General features: G+C 40.6%; 15 protein-coding genes. 8 read left to right on the forward strand and 7 right to left on the reverse strand.

Annotation, left to right across the window (positions count from 1 at the left end):
- Positions 1-279 precede the first annotated feature (279 nt).
- From nrdR to metK, 4 genes are all read left to right on the forward strand, one after another.
- Positions 280-825: a transcriptional regulator NrdR gene (gene nrdR / locus G3T18_RS04735; protein WP_224409377.1), complete on the forward strand. Its 546-nt coding sequence runs from the start codon at positions 280-282 to the stop codon at positions 823-825.
- Positions 826-1,475: 650 nt separating this feature from the next.
- Positions 1,476-2,450 carry a 30S ribosomal protein S1 gene (locus G3T18_RS04740; RefSeq protein ID WP_224409378.1) on the forward strand — a complete coding sequence of 325 codons (975 nt, stop codon included), beginning with the start codon at positions 1,476-1,478 and terminating at the stop codon, positions 2,448-2,450.
- Positions 2,451-2,636: 186 nt separating this feature from the next.
- The gene (locus tag G3T18_RS04745; protein ID WP_224409379.1) at positions 2,637-3,383 is read left to right on the forward strand and encodes an HAD family hydrolase; all 747 of its coding nucleotides are present in this window, start codon (positions 2,637-2,639) and stop codon (positions 3,381-3,383) included.
- A 159-nt stretch (positions 3,384-3,542) separates the two neighbouring features.
- A complete protein-coding gene (gene metK / locus G3T18_RS04750) occupies positions 3,543-4,805 on the forward strand; it encodes a methionine adenosyltransferase (RefSeq protein WP_224409380.1) in 1,263 nt (420 codons plus the stop codon).
- Between the two features lie 29 nt (positions 4,806-4,834).
- On the opposite strand, the gene G3T18_RS04755 is transcribed toward metK, so the two are convergent.
- A complete protein-coding gene (locus G3T18_RS04755) occupies positions 4,835-5,584 on the reverse strand; it encodes an SIMPL domain-containing protein (RefSeq protein ID WP_224409381.1) in 750 nt (249 codons plus the stop codon).
- A 220-nt stretch (positions 5,585-5,804) separates the two neighbouring features.
- Between G3T18_RS04755 and G3T18_RS04760 the strand changes: the two genes are divergently transcribed.
- On the forward strand, positions 5,805-6,479 hold the full coding sequence (locus tag G3T18_RS04760; protein ID WP_224409382.1) for a hypothetical protein: 675 nt from the start codon (positions 5,805-5,807) through the stop codon (positions 6,477-6,479).
- Positions 6,480-6,693: 214 nt separating this feature from the next.
- Here G3T18_RS04760 and G3T18_RS04765 read toward each other — a convergent pair whose 3' ends face one another.
- On the reverse strand, positions 6,694-7,446 hold the full coding sequence (locus G3T18_RS04765; RefSeq protein WP_224409383.1) for a response regulator transcription factor: 753 nt from the start codon (positions 7,444-7,446) through the stop codon (positions 6,694-6,696).
- Between the two features lie 272 nt (positions 7,447-7,718).
- Here G3T18_RS04765 and G3T18_RS04770 point away from each other — a divergent pair, with 272 nt between their 5' ends.
- Complete coding sequence (locus G3T18_RS04770; RefSeq protein WP_224409384.1) at positions 7,719-8,975, forward strand: SDR family NAD(P)-dependent oxidoreductase; 1,257 nt, start codon at positions 7,719-7,721, stop codon at positions 8,973-8,975.
- A 415-nt stretch (positions 8,976-9,390) separates the two neighbouring features.
- Here the strand turns inward: G3T18_RS04770 and G3T18_RS04775 are convergent, their stop codons facing one another.
- Positions 9,391-10,239 (reverse strand): Uma2 family endonuclease, encoded by an 849-nt coding sequence (locus G3T18_RS04775; protein ID WP_224409385.1) that lies wholly within the window; start codon positions 10,237-10,239, stop codon positions 9,391-9,393.
- Positions 10,240-10,367: 128 nt separating this feature from the next.
- On the opposite strand from G3T18_RS04775, the gene pcrA reads away from it, so the two are divergent.
- Positions 10,368-12,698 carry a DNA helicase PcrA gene (gene pcrA / locus G3T18_RS04780; protein WP_224409386.1) on the forward strand — a complete coding sequence of 777 codons (2,331 nt, stop codon included), beginning with the start codon at positions 10,368-10,370 and terminating at the stop codon, positions 12,696-12,698.
- Positions 12,699-13,084: 386 nt separating this feature from the next.
- On the opposite strand, the gene G3T18_RS04785 is transcribed toward pcrA, so the two are convergent.
- Positions 13,085-14,032, reverse strand: coding sequence for a polyphosphate kinase 2 family protein (locus G3T18_RS04785; protein ID WP_224409387.1), 948 nt, complete (start codon positions 14,030-14,032; stop codon positions 13,085-13,087).
- Positions 14,033-14,184: 152 nt separating this feature from the next.
- Positions 14,185-14,487 (reverse strand): bL12 family ribosomal protein, encoded by a 303-nt coding sequence (locus tag G3T18_RS04790; RefSeq protein ID WP_224409388.1) that lies wholly within the window; start codon positions 14,485-14,487, stop codon positions 14,185-14,187.
- 118 nt (positions 14,488-14,605) lie between these two features.
- Here G3T18_RS04790 and G3T18_RS04795 point away from each other — a divergent pair, with 118 nt between their 5' ends.
- Positions 14,606-15,202 carry a response regulator transcription factor gene (locus G3T18_RS04795; protein ID WP_318013928.1) on the forward strand — a complete coding sequence of 199 codons (597 nt, stop codon included), beginning with the start codon at positions 14,606-14,608 and terminating at the stop codon, positions 15,200-15,202.
- Here G3T18_RS04795 and G3T18_RS04800 read toward each other — a convergent pair.
- Together G3T18_RS04800 and galE are read right to left on the reverse strand one after the other, a co-directional pair.
- Entirely contained in the window at positions 15,199-16,431 is a 1,233-nt protein-coding gene (locus tag G3T18_RS04800; protein WP_224409389.1) for an FGGY-family carbohydrate kinase, read from the reverse strand. The genes G3T18_RS04795 and G3T18_RS04800 overlap by 4 nt on opposite strands.
- Positions 16,432-16,530: 99 nt before the next feature.
- A complete protein-coding gene (gene galE / locus G3T18_RS04805; protein WP_224409390.1) occupies positions 16,531-17,529 on the reverse strand; it encodes a UDP-glucose 4-epimerase GalE in 999 nt (332 codons plus the stop codon).
- Between the last annotated feature and the right edge of the window lie 13 nt (positions 17,530-17,542).

Here is a 17,542-nt window from a genome sequence, read left to right on the forward strand (position 1 = left end):
TTATCAGAAAAGTTTGCTGGAAAAAGATTTTAACCAAGCTTGGCGTTCGGGTAAAGTTAATCAAAATCTTGACTTCCAGCCAAATTTCCCGGAAATTTGACCAAAAAATTGCTTAATTTCTCTGTCTGAGCCGCTTTCTTTTTGTCTGCTTCTCCTGAAAAAAGAGCAGGCAAAACCTACGGCTCAGATTTTGTTATCTAAATAAAGAAAAGAATAACGATTGGCGATCGCGCCTTATCGTCAGCGTAAGAATTTTTTTAGCTTGAGAGGATTTCGCTCGTGCAGTGTCCCTATTGTCAGCATACCGAAAGCCGCGTTCTCGAATCTCGTTCGACCGAAGGAGGACAAAGCGTGCGACGGCGCCGAGAATGTTTGTGCTGTAAACATCGTTTTACAACTTATGAAAGAATAGAATTTGTACCTATAACTGTAATTAAACGAGATAAAAGGCGAGAATCTTTCGATCGCTCCAAACTACTCCGGGGAATTGTCCGGGCAATGGAAAAAACAGGTATCTCTTACCAACGGATCGAAGAATTAGTTGACGAAATAGAAGCTCAACTGCAACAGCGATCGGGACGAGAAGTAACCTCTAGCGAAATTGGTGAGTTAGTTCTTGCTTATCTACGTCAGGAAAGTGAAGTTGCTTACATTCGCTTTGCTTCGGTTTATCGCCAATTCCAAGGCATTAAAGATTTTATCGAAACCTTAAAGCATCTCCAAAACGATACCAGTCAAAGTTCTAGCGCCAGTGAATCTAATTCATCTACAGTTAATCTTCTTCATCGAGATAACTCGACCTCAGTAATAACATCTTCTAATTAGCTACAGCTTTCTCGAAGTTAAGCTAATTTTAGCCTCGCTTCAAGCTGCAAAATTTATTGTTTAATGAGTTATAATAAAAAGTCTGTCAATATCACTTACTTATTTTCCTCGAAGTTAACTGAACCCTCAGTTCATTAACAGAGAAAGCTTTTCTAGCGATCTATAATTTAGGCAAAATAATCTAGCCTATCATCAGTGAGATGCTTCGGGATAATAAGAAGTGTTAAACTCAACACAGTAGGAGAAACATCCTTAGTCTCAAGGCTCATTCGAGCTAGTCACTAAGCACGACCAAAACTTAGGTAAGCAAAGTGATATCGAGCAAGGTTAACAAAAAAACTCGGTTGCTCCGATGGTAATTCCATCCAGGAAAAACCGCAGAGAAAGCAGAGTAAAAAAAACAATATACTAGACTGCACACTGAAAAGTGAGTAGCTCGATGCCTCTCTAAACTACTGTTGAGATGTTGACAGTAAAACAACAAGAGGTTAGGGATTGATCCCTCATACGCACTTCGGTTGTTGTAGTTCAGGCAGTAAGGGTAAAAACTTACAAAACGGAGTAGTTGATCGCAATTGTCAACTTATTCGTGAACTAGACATCGGCAGGAGGCAAAGTAACTACGGAGATAACAAGGAAACACAATACATATGCTCAGTCAGAAAACAACCGCTATCAAAGATATAGGTTTTACTCACGAAGATTTCGCAGCCCTTCTTGATAAATACGATTATCATTTTAGTCCTGGTGACATTGTTGCTGGAACTGTTTTTAGTATGGAACCACGGGGGGCGCTGATTGACATTGGGGCAAAAACAGCCGCTTATATTCCGATTCAAGAAATGTCAATCAACCGGGTTGACGATCCGGGCGAGGTGTTACAGCAAAATGAAACGCGGGAGTTTTTCATTCTGACTGATGAGAATGAAGATGGACAGCTAACTCTCTCAATTCGCCGGATCGAGTATATGCGAGCTTGGGAGCGCGTACGCCAGCTACAAGCAGAAGATGCTACAGTACGCTCTTCTGTTTTTGCTACTAACCGAGGCGGGGCTTTGGTGAGAATTGAGGGTTTGCGCGGCTTTATTCCTGGTTCTCACATTAGCGCCCGTCAACCAAAAGAAGATTTGGTCGGTCAAGATTTGCCTCTGAAATTTTTAGAGGTAGATGAAGATCGCAACCGCTTGGTTCTCTCTCATCGTCGTGCTTTGGTTGAGCGCAAGATGAATGGTTTGGAGGTAGGCGAAGTTGTTATCGGTTCGGTTCGCGGTATAAAGCCTTACGGTGCATTCATTGACATTGGTGGTGTCAGTGGGCTGTTGCACATCTCGGAGATTTCTCACGATCACATTGATACGCCTCACAGTGTATTTAATGTTAATGACGAGTTGAAAGTGATGATTATCGATTTGGATGCAGAAAGAGGGCGGATTTCTCTTTCTACCAAACAACTCGAACCAGAACCAGGTGATATGCTGAAAAATCGCGATTTAGTTTTTGATAAGGCTGAAGAAATGGCTCAGAAATATCGCGAGAAAATGAAACAACAAGCTCAAGCAGAATCGGGATCGAGTGATTCGGACTATAATTCTTCAGAGGAGTCAGTTAGCGCGACTGAGGACTAAAAATAATCGGTTTCTAGTCGAGTCTGGTGAGGGTGACTTTGATTGAGTAGTCAAGGAGAGTAGTAATCCAGTCTTGACTACGCTGAATTAAAATTGAAGTCGCTGGGACGCGATCGCCGACTCGCAACTGGAATGAGGGAGTTTCCCTCTTTTTTTATGTTTTTGAGGTGAAAAGAGGAGGAAGAGTTGGTCGCAATTCGCTGTCGAGAGGTAAAATTCTCTAATTTAGTGGCGGTTCTCTTTGATAAGGATGGGACTCTAGAAGATTCCCAAAGTTTTCTACGAGAGTTGGCACAAAAAAGATCTAGGCTGATTGATGCTCAAATTCCCGGTATTGGCGAGCCGTTGTTGATGGCTTTTGGGGTTCAAGATGCTACTCTCGATCCGACGGGGTTAATGGCGGTTGGTAGTCGTCGGGAAAATGAAATTGCGGCGGCGGCTTATATTGCTGAGACGGGTAGAAGTTGGTTGGAGTCGTTGTCGATCGCTCGTTCGGCTTTTGCTGATGCCGATCGCTATTTGACTCAAGCGGCCCAAACTTCGCCTTTATTTACTGGTAGTTTGGAAGTGCTGAAGTTTCTTGCGGAAACTGGTTTAAAGTTGGGGATACTTTCCGCAGATTCTACGCCCGGTGTAGAAGCTTTTATTACCCGCCATCAGCTATCTGATTATATTCAGTTAGGGATGGGTGTTGATGATTCAGGATTAACTAAGCCCGATCCCCAGTTATTTCTCCAAGCTTGTCAAGCTTTAGGGGTTGAACCAGGACAAACTTTAATGATTGGAGATTCGGCTGGGGATATCCAAATGGCAACTGAAGCAGGTGCGGCGGGAACTGTGGGTATTTGTTGGGGAACGCCTCAAGCCGCTCATTTAGAAAAAGCAGACGTGGCGATCGCCTCTTTAGACGAACTCGAAATCGTTCCGGAATAGCGATCGCCAGGAAACTCAGGAAAATCTTAGCTTCGAGGCAGAAATAAAATTATTTTACATAAATGGCGATCGCTCCTGTCTCTCAGAAAAAATCTTGTTATGATTACTGGTTACTGATTACATTTTTAGTGCCTAGCTATCATCAAGGAGAATTTACCTTTGTCTCGACGCTATCTTTTTACTTCCGAATCTGTCACTGAAGGACATCCTGATAAAATCTGCGATCAAATTTCCGACGCAATTTTAGATGCCTTGCTTGCTCAAGATGAAAACAGCCGCGTCGCCGCAGAAGTGGTTGTTAATACTGGTTTGGTCTTAATTACTGGCGAAATTTCTTCCCAAGCACAAGTAAATTACGTCAATTTAGCCAGGAAAAAAATTGCTGAAATTGGCTATAACGATGCCGATAATGGCTTCTCAGCCGATAGCTGCTCGGTTTTAGTTGCTCTCGACGAACAATCTGCTGACATTGCTCAAGGTGTGACTACTGCTCAAGAACAGCGAGAAAAAATGAGCGAAGATGAACTAGACTCGATTGGCGCTGGGGATCAAGGGTTAATGTTCGGTTTCGCTTGCAATGAAACGCCTGAATTGATGCCGATGCCAATTTCTCTGGCGCATAGAATTTCTCGCCGCTTGGCAGCAGTACGCAAAACTGGACAGTTGTCTTATCTTCGTCCTGATGGCAAAACCCAAGTCACTGTGGTTTACGAAAATGGACGACCTGTCGGTATCGATACAATTTTAATTTCTACTCAACACACAGCTACCATTGGCGCGATCGCTGACGGGGCTGCGGTACAAAACAAAATTAAATCTGACCTCTGGGAAGCAGTAGTACAGCCTGTTTTTGCGGATTTGGAAATTAAACCAGATGCACAAACTCGCTTTTTGGTCAACCCCACAGGTAAATTTGTCATCGGCGGTCCTCAAGGAGATTCGGGGCTAACTGGGCGTAAAATTATTATCGATACCTATGGTGGTTACTCGCGTCATGGTGGTGGTGCTTTTTCTGGTAAAGATCCCACCAAAGTAGACCGTTCCGCCGCTTATGCTTGTCGTCACGTAGCGAAAAATATTGTTGCTGCTGGATTAGCAGAAAAGTGTGAAGTACAACTGAGTTACGCGATCGGTGTTGCTCGACCTGTCAGTATTATGATCGAAACTTTCGGTACGAATAAAATTGACGAGGAAGAGTTGCTGGAGTTGGTGAAAAACAATTTTGAATTACGTCCCGCCGGAATTATTCAAGAGTTTAACTTGCGCCGTTTACCAGCAGAAAATGGCGGTTATTTTTACCAAAATGTCGCAGCTTACGGTCACTTCGGACGTACCGACCTCGATTTGCCTTGGGAGCGTCTTGATAAGGTAGATGTTTTAAAAGAGGCTTTGAAACAACCTCTCTCTGGTGCTGTGGCTTAACACAAAAAACTATTTTTGTCAAGAAAAAGTTAGTAACGAATTTGTAGCGTTACTGTTGCTTCTACTTGTTGTTCGCCTCCTTCGACGGGGGTGACAGCATTTTGTGCTGATTCTGCCGTAGGAACAGCATATTTGTAATTAAATGGTTGGGGAGGTGTATTGGCTCCGTTTACTTGGATGCCGAGCACCTCTTTTTCTTTGAGACTTAGGGAATCTAAAGCGGCGGCTGCTTGTTTTTTGGCGATCGCGGAAGCTTGTTGAATTGCTTGTTGACGAGCTTGTTCGAGGGTTTCCTCGTCAGCCACAAAACTAATCCCATCAATGCGGCTAGCACCTGCTTGCACGGCTTCATCCATTAAGTTACCAGCATTGGCAGTTTCGATGCGAAAAGAAACGATATTACTAGCAGTATAGCCAATAATTTCTTGCTTGCCGTTCGAGTAATCATAGCTTGGGTTAAGCTGAATTCCCGTAGTTTCGAGTTTTTCTACCTCGCGGGATTTGAGTAATTCCACAACCGCTTGCGATCGCTGGGCGACTTCTGCTTGAACTTCCTGAGCTGTTTTTCCTTGAACTTCTACTCCTAAACGTACTTGAGTTTTAGTTGTCGCGACGGAAACTTTCCCCGTACCAGAGACGGTCAAAGTTCTCGGGATAGTTTCTAGAGTTGATCTCGGAGAGGAAGCAAAACTAGATTGACAAGCAGCTAAACCAAAGACGCTTAAAGCGAGAGTTGCAGCAGTAAGACGATTTTTTACTTTTGAAGAGAAACCAGACATAATTTTTCAACTAATAAATAACTTGATGTTACTAATCTGGCATCGAAACCCTTGAATAAGGTGCTTGGTTACGCTTTTGGTAACTTAAAATTTTTGGGGAACAAACCCAACAAGTAGCGCGTCAATTGATTTTAGATTGATAAGTTTGGTTCGCCTTGGTTGAAAGGATAAATCATTTATCAATTGTTAAGTTTAGGAAGTACAAAGGACGGTATCATCGATGTTTGGCTTCAATCGCTGTCAATCTGGAACATCTGCTTTTATGGCACTTTTGCTCGGTACAACTGCTGCTGTACCTATGTTGATACCGACACCTGCTTCGGCTCAATTATTTCCACCACCTTCTAATCGCCGTAATCCAAGTCCTAGTTTTAATCGATTAGTTATTCCTAGAGGTACGGAAATCCCAGTGGAATATAAAGAAGCTGAGAAAATTTTAGTCGCTCTTGATGAAACAATGGATTTGACTTTAACTGTGGCGGCAAATATTAGAAACCGCGACGGTCGTTTATTAGTTCCTTTTGGTAGTGAGGTAGTTGGTAAATTAGAGCCTACCAGTGGCGGTTCTCGGTTTGTGGCAGAAGAAATAATTATTAATAATCGACGACAGTATCTTAATGCTGATTCTAGGATCGTAACCAGAAGAGAAGAAATTCGTCGTGGTTCGAGAACCAGCGAGATTTTGCGCGGTGCGAGTATTGGAGCTTCGGCGGCGGCGGTAATTGCGGCGGTAACGGGAGATAAAGCGATCGCTACAGAAGAAGTTCTTGGTGGTGCGATTTTGGGTACTCTTGGCGGTTTAATTTTGGGACGCAGCGAAAGTGCTGAGGTGATTTCTATTAACCCGAATAGCGATCTCGATATTACTCTGCGATCGGATCTGAATTTGTATTAACTGAATTTATTGACAAAGCCAAGGAAATCTGATTCAAATTTTAGGTCAAATAGAATTGAAGGCGCAAACTATGGTTAAAAGTTTACGCCTTTTTGGGTTTTAAAAGAGCGCTAAAAATTACTTTATTCACCGAGAAAGCGAAGAAGATTTTAATGATTGTTTTAGTCAAAACTGCAACAGAGTTTTAGATGATACTCTGGCTATTTTTTGAAGTTCAACAAGCGGCTCGATCTTTCGGATAAAACTCGAATTTATAGCCATAACCACGAACAGTATGGACAAATTCTGGTTGATTGGGAATTACTTCAATCTTTCTCCGAATTTGACCGATATGAACGTCAACTAATCTCTCGTCAGCAACATAATTGTGACCCCATACTTCTTTGATTAGTTCTTTGCGACTCCAAGCTTTATTTGGTTGCTTTGCTAAACAATACAACAGATCGAATTCTAAAACGGTTAAAGAAATAGTTTCTTGTTCTTTAGTAACTTCGCGACTTACAGGATTAATCTTTAAACTACCAAAGACAAGTTGTTCTCGATCGTGATTACTAGGAGCAGGAAGCAGTCGCAAAAGTGCCTGAACTTGTTTTTCCAAAACTCGCAAATGAAAAGGTTTGGTAACAAAAGCATCAGCACATTCTAAGCCAGTTACTTGATCTTCGACGTCTTTGAGACTAGTCAATAACATCACGCGAGTACGCGAACTCTTCTGTTTAATTTGTTTGCAGATTTTATAACCAATAATGTCGGGTAAAACTACATCCAAAATTACCAAATCCGGTTGGAATTCTGCAAAAATTTTCAGTGCCGTTTCGCCATCTCTAGCTGACTCCATTTCATAGTCTAGATTACCTAAAAAACGGTAAATTAAATTACGAATTCCAGAATCATCGTCAACAACGAGAATCTTATTTGTCTTTTTTTTGTCTTTAGTGACTGGAAATTCAGTTAAGTTATGCGTCATTATTACTCACCTATGGTATTGATTCAAGTTTAATACTTGTAGTGGATTCAACTGAGAAATTTAGCTAGAAACTAAACTATATTTTTCTGGTTTAACATTTGCGCGAACACCTCCAAATCAGTAAGTTTGTTTTTCTCAAAGTTGAGCTAAAACTAGGATTTTGCCTAGTTGTATTTTCTCCTGGTTGCAGCAAACTTGATGAAGTTAAATTAAGTTTAAGGGAAAATACGGATCTCGCGTTTAGAAGTTGATATTGACAAAATACCATAAATGTGAATCAATTGGCGAAAAGTAACTGTAAAAGTGGGAAGCGATCGCAAAAATTAATTCTAATGGAGAAAAAACAGCGTTGCTTTGTATGTAAGGCTTTTCTCGAAAAAGAACACTTTTTCTATTCTGGACTTTGTAACGATTGTGGCGAGTTGAACTATCAAAAGCGCCAGCAAACGGCTGATTTAAGCGGTTTAACCGCACTTGTTACCGGAGCAAGAATTAAAATTGGTTACGCGGTGGCAGTAAAATTACTGAGAGCAGGTGCTTCTGTAATTGTAACAACTAGATTTCCCCATGACGCCGCGATTCGCTACGCACAGGAAATAGATTTTCTTGAGTGGATCTCGCGTCTACAAATTTTTGGTTTAGATTTGCGCCACATTCCCAGTATCGAGTCTTTTATCGCTTATGTGCAAAGTTTCTCAAATCGACTCGACATTATTATTAATAACGCCGCCCAAACAATTCGCCGCCCACCTCCATTTTATCGCCATTTACTCGCATTTGAAGCACAAGATTTTAGTTCCTTACCCCAGGAAATTCAACCTTTATTAAAACAATATCATTCATCAGGGATGAATTTAGCGCAATTACTAACATCTGAGTCAGAAAAGGCGTTAATTTACGGACAATTAAGGCAAACTTTCCCTTTTGAGTTAACTTCTGCCGCATTTTCACAACTTCCTTTGCTTCCTGGTGATGAGAAAGATAATCCGGAACTATTTCCACCTGGAAAGTACGATGCTGACGGACAACAACTTGATTTGCGTTCTGAAAATAGCTGGATAATGAAAGATGAGGAAGTCAGTATAGTTGAGTTGCTAGAAGTACATTTAGTTAACGCGATCGCGCCTTTTGTAATTAACAGCCGACTCAAACCATTAATGAGGAAACATCCCGAAACGAACAAATATATTATTAACGTTTCTTCCCAAGAAGGGAAATTTAACGGTTTCGATAAACCTTGGCGACATCCTCATACTAATATGGCAAAAGCAGCCCTAAATCAAATGACTTGTACCTGCGCTAAAGAATACGCCAAACAGCGAATTTTTATGAATTGTGTTGACCCCGGATGGATTAGTTTTCTTCATCCCTATCCGCAAACTCAAGCTATGCAAGCGCGGGGAGTTAAACCACCTTTTGATTTGTCTGACGCAGCCGCCAGAATTTGCGATCCAATTTATTTAGGATTGAATGAAGAAAAACATCAGTTTGGGAAATTGTTTAAAGACTACGCTGAAACAGAATGGTAACTGATGTCAAATAGAAAAATGTTGACTATATTTGATAATTAGATCGATACTTTGCCCGCAACGTCTCTACAAACTTAGATGGTTAATTTAAATTTTGTTTCTAACTAATTTAAGGAGTTAAACTTAGTTGTATACTAGAAAATAACCTGACAAAGCGGTGAAGTTTAAAAGGAGAAAACGCCCATCTTCAGAGCGTGGAGATGACCGTTCGATCCGGTTCGCCGCTAACGGCGGCGTAGCTTAAATATAAAGCACTTTTGCTGCACGAAAGAGATGACTGTTAAAGTCAGTCCGCCGCCACTGGCGATGTAGTTTAAATTAGAAAACACCTTGGAGTAGACCAGGAAATGTGGGTGAAAATCCCGCCATTCGCCTTTTGAATTAACCCACTACGGCGGGTTTTGTTTGGCAAATTTTAAGTGAGATTTTCCAGAAACTCTTCGAGAGATTTTACTTCCATCGCTACTTCTAAAAGATTTTCCAGTTGTTCTAGGCTCTTTTGTGATAAATCAGTTGATATTGTTTCGGGTATTGTACCAAAACGACGTTGAAGTAAACGCAGTAGCGATCGCTGCATCCCCTCTTGTAAACCTTGTTCTTTTCCTTTATTTTCCGCTACTTCTTCCGGTAAAGGAACGACATTACCATCATCGTCGTAAAATCTCAGCCAGATAATATTATCGCGCCCGATAGTACCAGCCCAAGTACCCAGCCAAAAACCTAAAGTTTCGCAGCGTAACCAACCTCTTTCATCGGGCGTTATTGGTTGATAACGCAATTCCCCATTTAAACGCCAACCTTGCAAAGAATCCGGATTAAAAGGGTCAAAAACATAGTATTCTCTAGTGCGGAAAGTTCGTTCGTAAATCTCTTTTTTCTCATTCAAATCTACCGAAGCGGTACTTTCCGACATTAATTCGATAATTACATCAGGGTAGCGACCATTTTCTTCCCAAACCGTCCAAGTACGACGTTCGTAGCTACCATCAACATTAGCCACAAAAAAGAAATCTGGACCGCGAAAATCTCGGTTTCTCGCCTGCGTTGAACTAAAATAAACGAACATATTTCCACCGACAAAATAGTCGGTACGTTCAGCAAAGGCTTGTTCCACTGAACGAATTAAGGTAGTCATAGCATAGAGATGACGGCTAGATTCCAAAGGTTCACCATCGTCGTAAGGTAAATCACTCGGTGGCGGATTATAATACTCCGGCTCCCAATCTGGTTGAGTGCTATCTTTGGTACTAGGAGCAATAGTCATAATATCAAGTTTGTTGTCTTCTTTCAATTATTATGACTTACTTGCTAGATTTTGTTCTAATCTTCGATAGGATAAGATAGCTTACTTGAAGAATGACGCGATCGCGCGATCGCTAATATTATAAAATTATGACTGTAACTACTAACTTTCTCGCTCATCTCAATCCTTCCCAACGTCAAGCAGTGGAACATTATTGCGGTCCATTGCTAGTTGTTGCTGGTGCTGGTTCAGGTAAAACCCGCGCTTTAACTTATCGGATTGCTAATTTAATTCTTAAGCATAAAGTTAATCCCGAAAATATTCTCGCGGTGACATTTACTAATAAAGCAGCGCGGGAAATGAAGGAACGAATTGAAAAAATATTCGCTCAACAGTTAGCGCAACAAAAACACGGTCAACGTCTAGAGTTATTATCTGCTGACGAGCAAACTCGACTAGCTTCTCGCGCTTATAAAACGACAATTAAACCGCTTTGGATTGGAACTTTTCATAGTTTATTTGCGCGGATTCTTCGCTACGATATTAATAAATACCAAGACGAAAAAGGACGTATTTGGAACCGAAATTTTTCTATTTTCGATGAATCTGACGCGCAAACATTAGTGAAAAATATTGTCACCAAACAACTTAACCTAGATGATAAAAAATTTAATCCTCGTTCTGTTCGTTACGCAATTAGTAATGCCAAAAACTTAGGTTTATCGCCCGCAGAATTTGCCAGAGAAAAAGGTGATTATTGGGGTCGAGTTGTTGCTGAAGTTTATGAAGAGTATCAAAACCAACTTGCTAATAACAATGCTCTCGACTTTGACGACTTAATTTTAATTCCAGTAAGATTGTTTCAACAGAATGAAACTGTTTTAGGTTATTGGTATGAAAAATTCCGTCATATTCTCGTAGACGAATATCAAGATACCAACCGAATTCAATACGAATTGATAAGGCTTTTAGCAACTAATAACGAAACTGATAAAAGAAAATGGGATTGGCGCGATCGCTCAGTTTTTGTAGTTGGTGATGCCGACCAATCAATTTATAGCTTCCGTATGGCAGATTATACCATACTTTTGGATTTTCAGCAAGACTTTGGTGATAATTTGCCTGATGATGATACTCGCACAATGGTTAAGTTAGAAGAAAATTATCGTTCCAGAGAAAATATTCTTCAAGCTGCGAATAAACTAATCGAAAAAAATACCGAACGGATCGATAAAATTCTGCGTCCAACCAGAGGATTTGGCGAGCAAATTTATGTTTATAAAGCTGACAACGAAGTAGAAGAAGCAGAATTTGTCGTTAGTCAAATAATGAATTTAGCACGCAATAATCCCGAAATAAATTGGGGTAGCTTTGCTATTTTGTATCGTACCAACGCTCAATCCCGCGCCTTTGAAGAAGCATTACTAGGTAGAGTTCCTTATACAATTGTCGGTGGCTTAAAATTCTACGATCGCAAAGAAATAAAAGACGCGATCGCCTATTTACGAATCATCGCCAACCCAGCCGACACTGTTAGTTTGATTAGAATAATTAACACACCCAAACGCAGTATTGGTAAAACCACAGTCGATCGTTTAGTTAGTGCTTCAGTCGAATTAGGAGTTCCCCTTTGGGAAATAATTAGCGACGAAACTTCCGTTAATACTCTCGCTGGACGTGCAGCGAAATCTGTGAATAAATTCGCGCAAATGATTCAGCATTTTCAAACAGAAATAAATAACCTCGAAGCCACAGAAATTGTGCGCGGAATCATGTCAGAATCTGGTTACATCGACGACTTGAAAAAACAAGGCACAGACGAAGCCGAAAACAGACTAGAAAACGTCGAAGAACTGTATAATGCTGTTTACCAATTCCAAGAAGAAAACCAAGACACAACCTTAACTGGTTTCTTAGCAAGCGCTTCCTTAGCCTCAGATTTAGATAACCTGAAAGAAGGCGAAAAAGCAGTTTCTTTAATGACATTGCATTCCGCGAAAGGACTAGAATTTCCAGTAGTATTTTTAGTAGGTTTAGAACAAGGATTATTCCCCAATCATCGCACAATTGACGATCCAATCGCCTTAGAAGAAGAACGCAGATTGTGTTATGTAGGAATTACTCGCGCCCAAGAACAATTATTCTTAACTTATACCAGAGAACGTCGTCTTTGGGGTGCGCGAGAAATAGCTATTCCTTCGCAATTTTTGCAAGAATTACCTGAAGATTTAATTACTACCAATGTCCAACCTGCGGTAGCCTATAAACCTCGGCGTCAAAAAAGCGTAACTGCCACTTCTGGTAACAACAAACAACAGACATGGCAAGTGGGCGATCGCGTAGTTCACAAAAGCTTTGGACTAGGCGAAATTACTCACGTTTTCGGCACAGGAAATAAAGTTTCTGTCGCGATAAAATTCCCCAGTTTAGGACAAAAAATCATCGATCCGAAAGTTGCGCCCATGCAAAAAGTTAAGTAAATTAGTAACCCCTCCCCTAGCCCCTCCCCGACGCGGAAAGGGGAACTTTCTTTCCACTAAATCTAGAGAGAAAAATACTCCCCCTTCCCTGGTAGGAAAAGGGGTTGGGGGGTTAGGTTTTTCAAGGTATTATTACCCCTCCCCGACGCGGAGAGGGGAACTTTCTTTCCACTAAATTTAGAGAGAAAAATACTCCCCCTTCCCTGGTAGGGAAGGGAGGGCTGTAGCGGTAAGCGAAGCTATGCCGCAGGCTTATCGCTACAGCCCAAGCAGAAAAGTGGGCGGAGAATAGAGATAAACCCGTAAAAAAGGACAATTATTAAGCTTCCTAGTTGGTAGTGAGGACTTTAGTCCGATTTTTCAGCCCTAAAATCCTTACTACAAACCTACTGAATAATAATATTATCCAAATCCAGTTCCGGTTCAGGAAATTGGGGATTCATCGCAGCTAAAGTGTCAGCAAGTATTCGCGCGATCGCCAAATTACGATACCACTTTTTATTAGCTGGAATTACATACCAAGGAGCATATTCTGTGGAACAATTATTAATTGCTTCTTCAAAAGCAGCTTGATATTCATCCCAATATTTTCGCTCTTGGATATCATTTTTAGAAAATTTCCAGCGCTTATCCATATTTTTTAGCCTCCTTTCTAAACGCCATTTTTGTTCGTCTTTGGAAATGTGGAGAAAAAATTTAATTACCGTAATATTATCAAGAGTAAGCATCTGTTCAAACTGGTTAATCGTATCATACCGCTTGCGCCAATCTTCTTCCGGAACTAAATTTTTTACCCTTACAATTAGTACATCTTCATAATGGGAACGGTTAAAAATAGTAATCATTCCCTGTTTGGGTGCGCGTTGATGATAGCGCCATAAAAAATCGTGACTTGCTTCTTCTTGACTTGGCATTTTAAATGACCAAACTCGACAACCTTGAGGGTTTATACCTTGAAAAACGTGCTTAATTGTGCCATCTTTTCCACCTGTATCCATTGATTGAAGCACAATTAATAAACTGCGTTTATTTTCAGCATAAAATCGTTCTTGAAGAGTTGCGAGACGCTTTTTTTCTCGCTTAAGTTTCTTTTTTATGTCTTTCTTCGTCTGATAGTCTTCTGACTGGTTAGGATCGATTTCAGCCAGGGAAATTCTTTCTCCCGGTTTAACTCGATAGCTGGGATAATTTGGCTGAGGTGGCTGATGATTTGATAACAGTGTTTCTGGTGCTACTTGTTGGGTGATTTCTGTTTTCGCGTTTGCGGCTGCTTGTTGAGTTGCGCTAGCTTCAGTTGCAGAGATTTTGTGCTTTTTTTTATTGGATTTGCTCATAAATATGTTTCGCTGTGTTCTTTCTCAATGATAATATTTTATTGCCCGTCACGCCAAGATCCATTAAGTAAATCTTTTCGCGTCAATGAAAAAAATAAGAAAAGAAGTGATTATAGAACAGCAGATTATGCACTAAAAGGCTAGACAATTTGTTAATGAATACTTACAGTTGCACCTGCATTTCTAAGTTTGGTGGCAATCTTTTCCGCTTCGTACCCGCTTACTTTTCTTTTAATTACTGCTGGTGTGGACTCAACTAAATCTTTAGCTTCTTTTAGTCCCATATCTGTTAATAGTCTTACTGCTTTGAGGACAGCAATTTTTTTATCTGCGGGAACTAATTCTAAAATAACTTCATATTCGGTTTTTGCTCTAATTTCTTTTTCTACACCTAATTCTTTCAGCAGTAAATCAAATTTTTTTTCTAAGCGAGCAATTTGCTCATCTTGTCTCAACTGTATCTGAGAAATGTCTATTGGTTGAAAGCTGCTTTCTTCAAGACGTTTTTGCTGCTTAGGCTGTCTGTTACTCTTGGTAAATAAGCAGGCATAAAAATGTTATCTTAGTCTGGATGTGGATAATTCCTTAGAAGTAATAGGAGAAGCGGATAACGGAGAAGCTGCTATTCGACAGGTGGAGGCTTTACAGCCGGATGTGGTATTAATGGATATACAAATGCCTGTGATGAATGGTGTGGAAGCGACGCAAAAAATTTGTCAGCGTTTCGAGAAGACAAAAGTGCTGGTATTGACTGTTGATGATGAAGATGAGTATTTAACTCAAGCGCTAAAATATGGTGCAGCAGGTTATTTGTTGAAAAATACGCCTCCGGATGAGTTAGCTTTGGCAATTCAAGCTGTGTATAAGGGTTATACTCATATTGGACCGGGGTTAGGGAAAAAAGTATTTGCTCGGATTAAAATTCTTAGTTCTAATCCTACTCCTGATTGGGAGGAACTTACTCCGAGAGAACAGGAAATTTTAGAGTTAATTGCTACTGGTGCGAGTAATAAAGAAATTGCAAAAACATTGCATATTGCTGAAAAGACAGTGAAAAATCATGTTACCAGTATTTTACAGAGATTGAACTTACGCGATCGCACTCAAGCAGCAATTTTTGCACATTCGACTCGCGACTCTCTGATGAGTGTAGCAAAAGGAAGTTATTAGCAGTTTTTCGCTAATAATGCTGTCCCAAAAGCGGCTGCGGTATTCTCTGAAGAAGTTACAGGTACTTGCAAATGACGCTGACGAATTTTTCTCCAAGTCGCATTTTTCGCGCCACCACCAGCAGTATATACCCGACTGAGTTGAGTTGCGCCTAAGTCTTGTAACAATTGATAACCTCGCGCTTCAATTCGGGCGATACTTTCGAGTAAACCATGTAAAAATTCTACGGGATTGTCTGGACGTGGTTCTAACTGCGGTGGTAAATTGGGGTCGTTAATGGGGAAGCGATCGCCAACTGCTAATAAGGGATAATATGTTAAAGGACTCTCTACATTCCCATCAATTTGACTACTCAAACGAGCTAATTCTTCATCGCTAAAAAATTCTCGCAACACAGCCCCACCTGTATTTGACGCACCACCTGTTAACCATAAATTTCCCAGTCTGTGGCTGTAAATTCCGTATTTTGCATCCTCAACTCGCTTGTCACTTAATAACTTGAGAACTAAAGTTGAACCGAGAGAGGTTACTGCTTCACCTGGTTGATTTGCGCTACTAGCAATAAATGCAGCGATACTATCAGTTGTACCAGTACATACTAGACAATTTTTTTGCAAATTGAATTGTTTAATTAAATCATCTTTTACTTCGCTAACTGGTGTTCCTGGAGGTAAAACTTGAGGTAATAATGATTTTATTGGTAAATTATTTAACCAGTCAGGATAACATAAATTTTCGATATCGTAACCGAGTTTCAGTGCATTATGATAGTCACTTATTCCCAATTTTCCATGTAATAAAAAAGCTAACCAATCTGCTTGATGAAGAAAGAAACTAGCTTGAGCAAAAATAGGTTGTGCTTCCCACCAAAGTAATTTTGCTAAACTCGAAGTAGGACTTAAAGTAACGTGATTTTCGGGAGCAATTTCAGTTAATTTTTCTCTTACCGCTACACCGCGTTTATCGTTGTATAAAATAGGTTTATCCAGAGGATTTCCTTGGCGATCGCACAATAACACCGTCGATGATGTACCATTGATGGCGATCGCTTTTATCTCAGCCCTAATTTTCCCTGGAATTTGCTCGATTAAATTAAATAAAGCTTCCGCCCAATTCCTTGACAAATGTTCTTTTATATGCTCCTTGGCTTCAACTTGAATCGTTTTTTGCTCATCAACAACTATAGCCCTCGCACCCGAAGTTCCAAAATCAATTCCTAGGTAATACATTTAACAGTTAGCAGTGACCAGTTATCAATTATCAGTGACCAGTTATCAGTTATCAGTTTGTCTCTCCCCAGTCCCCAGTCCCCAGTCCCCAGTCCCCAATTAACCATGACGCTGTTGATGCCATTGCCAAGCATGACGGATAATTTCATTTAAGTCCGTATATTGAGGATACCAGCCCAAAATTTGACGAGCTTTTGCACTCGTACCCACCAAACTAGGTGGATCTCCAGGACGGCGATCGCATTCTACCACAGAGAAATTTTTACCAGTAACTTTCTTAACTGTATCGATTACTTCTCGCACCGAAAAACCGTTACCATTACCTAAATTAAAGACATTAGTTTCGCCACCTTTTAACAAATATTCTAAGCCCAAAACATGAGCATCAGCTAAGTCAGTAACGTGAATATAATCCCGCAAACAAGTTCCATCGGGAGTCGGATAATCGGTTCCAAAAATTGCAATTGATTCGCGTTTACCTAAAGCAGTTAATAACACTAACGGAATTAAATGGGTTTCCGGATCGTGATCTTCTCCTAATAAACCACTTGGATCTGCTCCCGCAGCATTAAAATAACGGAAACGTACTGATTTTAGCTCGTAAGCGCGATCGAAATCAGTTAAGATTTGTTCTACCATTAACTTACTCATCCCATAAGGATTAATCGGCTTTTGGGAATGAGTTTCCGGGAGGGGAATTTCTTCGGGTATTCCATAAGTAGCGCAAGTAGAAGAAAAGACAAACTTTTTGACATTTGCTGCTACCATTGCTGACAATAAAGTCAGCGTTCCGACCACATTATTGTGATAATATTTACCAGGATCTGTTACCGACTCACCCACATAAGTATAAGCAGCAAAGTGCATGACCGCCGCAATATTGTGAGTAGCAAAAAGATTATCCAGAAAAGCGCGATCGCTAGTATCTCCGACAACCAATTCTACCTTTAAAACCTCTTCTACTAGCTCTCGATGTCCATAGACCAAGTTATCAAGAACCACCACCTTATAACCCGCTTTTTGTAATGCTAACACCGCGTGAGAGCCAATATAACCCGCTCCTCCTGTCACCAATACAGTTGATTTATCTTCTGACACTTTACATTTTCCC

The organism is Oscillatoria salina IIICB1, assembly GCF_020144665.1.
In the GTDB taxonomy this organism is placed as follows: Bacteria; Cyanobacteriota; Cyanobacteriia; order Cyanobacteriales; family SIO1D9; genus IIICB1.

Coding starts and splice junctions, on each gene's coding strand:
- G3T18_RS04800 (WP_224409389.1), bottom strand. CDS start 16,431: ATGTATTACCTAGGAATTGATTTTGGAACTTCGGGTGCGAGGGCTATA.
- pcrA (WP_224409386.1), top strand. CDS start 10,368: ATGACTGTAACTACTAACTTTCTCGCTCATCTCAATCCTTCCCAACGT.
- G3T18_RS04755 (WP_224409381.1), bottom strand. CDS start 5,584: ATGTCTGGTTTCTCTTCAAAAGTAAAAAATCGTCTTACTGCTGCAACT.
- G3T18_RS04740 (WP_224409378.1), top strand. CDS start 1,476: ATGCTCAGTCAGAAAACAACCGCTATCAAAGATATAGGTTTTACTCAC.
- G3T18_RS04760 (WP_224409382.1), top strand. CDS start 5,805: ATGTTTGGCTTCAATCGCTGTCAATCTGGAACATCTGCTTTTATGGCA.
- G3T18_RS04765 (WP_224409383.1), bottom strand. CDS start 7,446: ATGACGCATAACTTAACTGAATTTCCAGTCACTAAAGACAAAAAAAAG.
- G3T18_RS04775 (WP_224409385.1), bottom strand. CDS start 10,239: ATGACTATTGCTCCTAGTACCAAAGATAGCACTCAACCAGATTGGGAG.
- G3T18_RS04785 (WP_224409387.1), bottom strand. CDS start 14,032: ATGAGCAAATCCAATAAAAAAAAGCACAAAATCTCTGCAACTGAAGCT.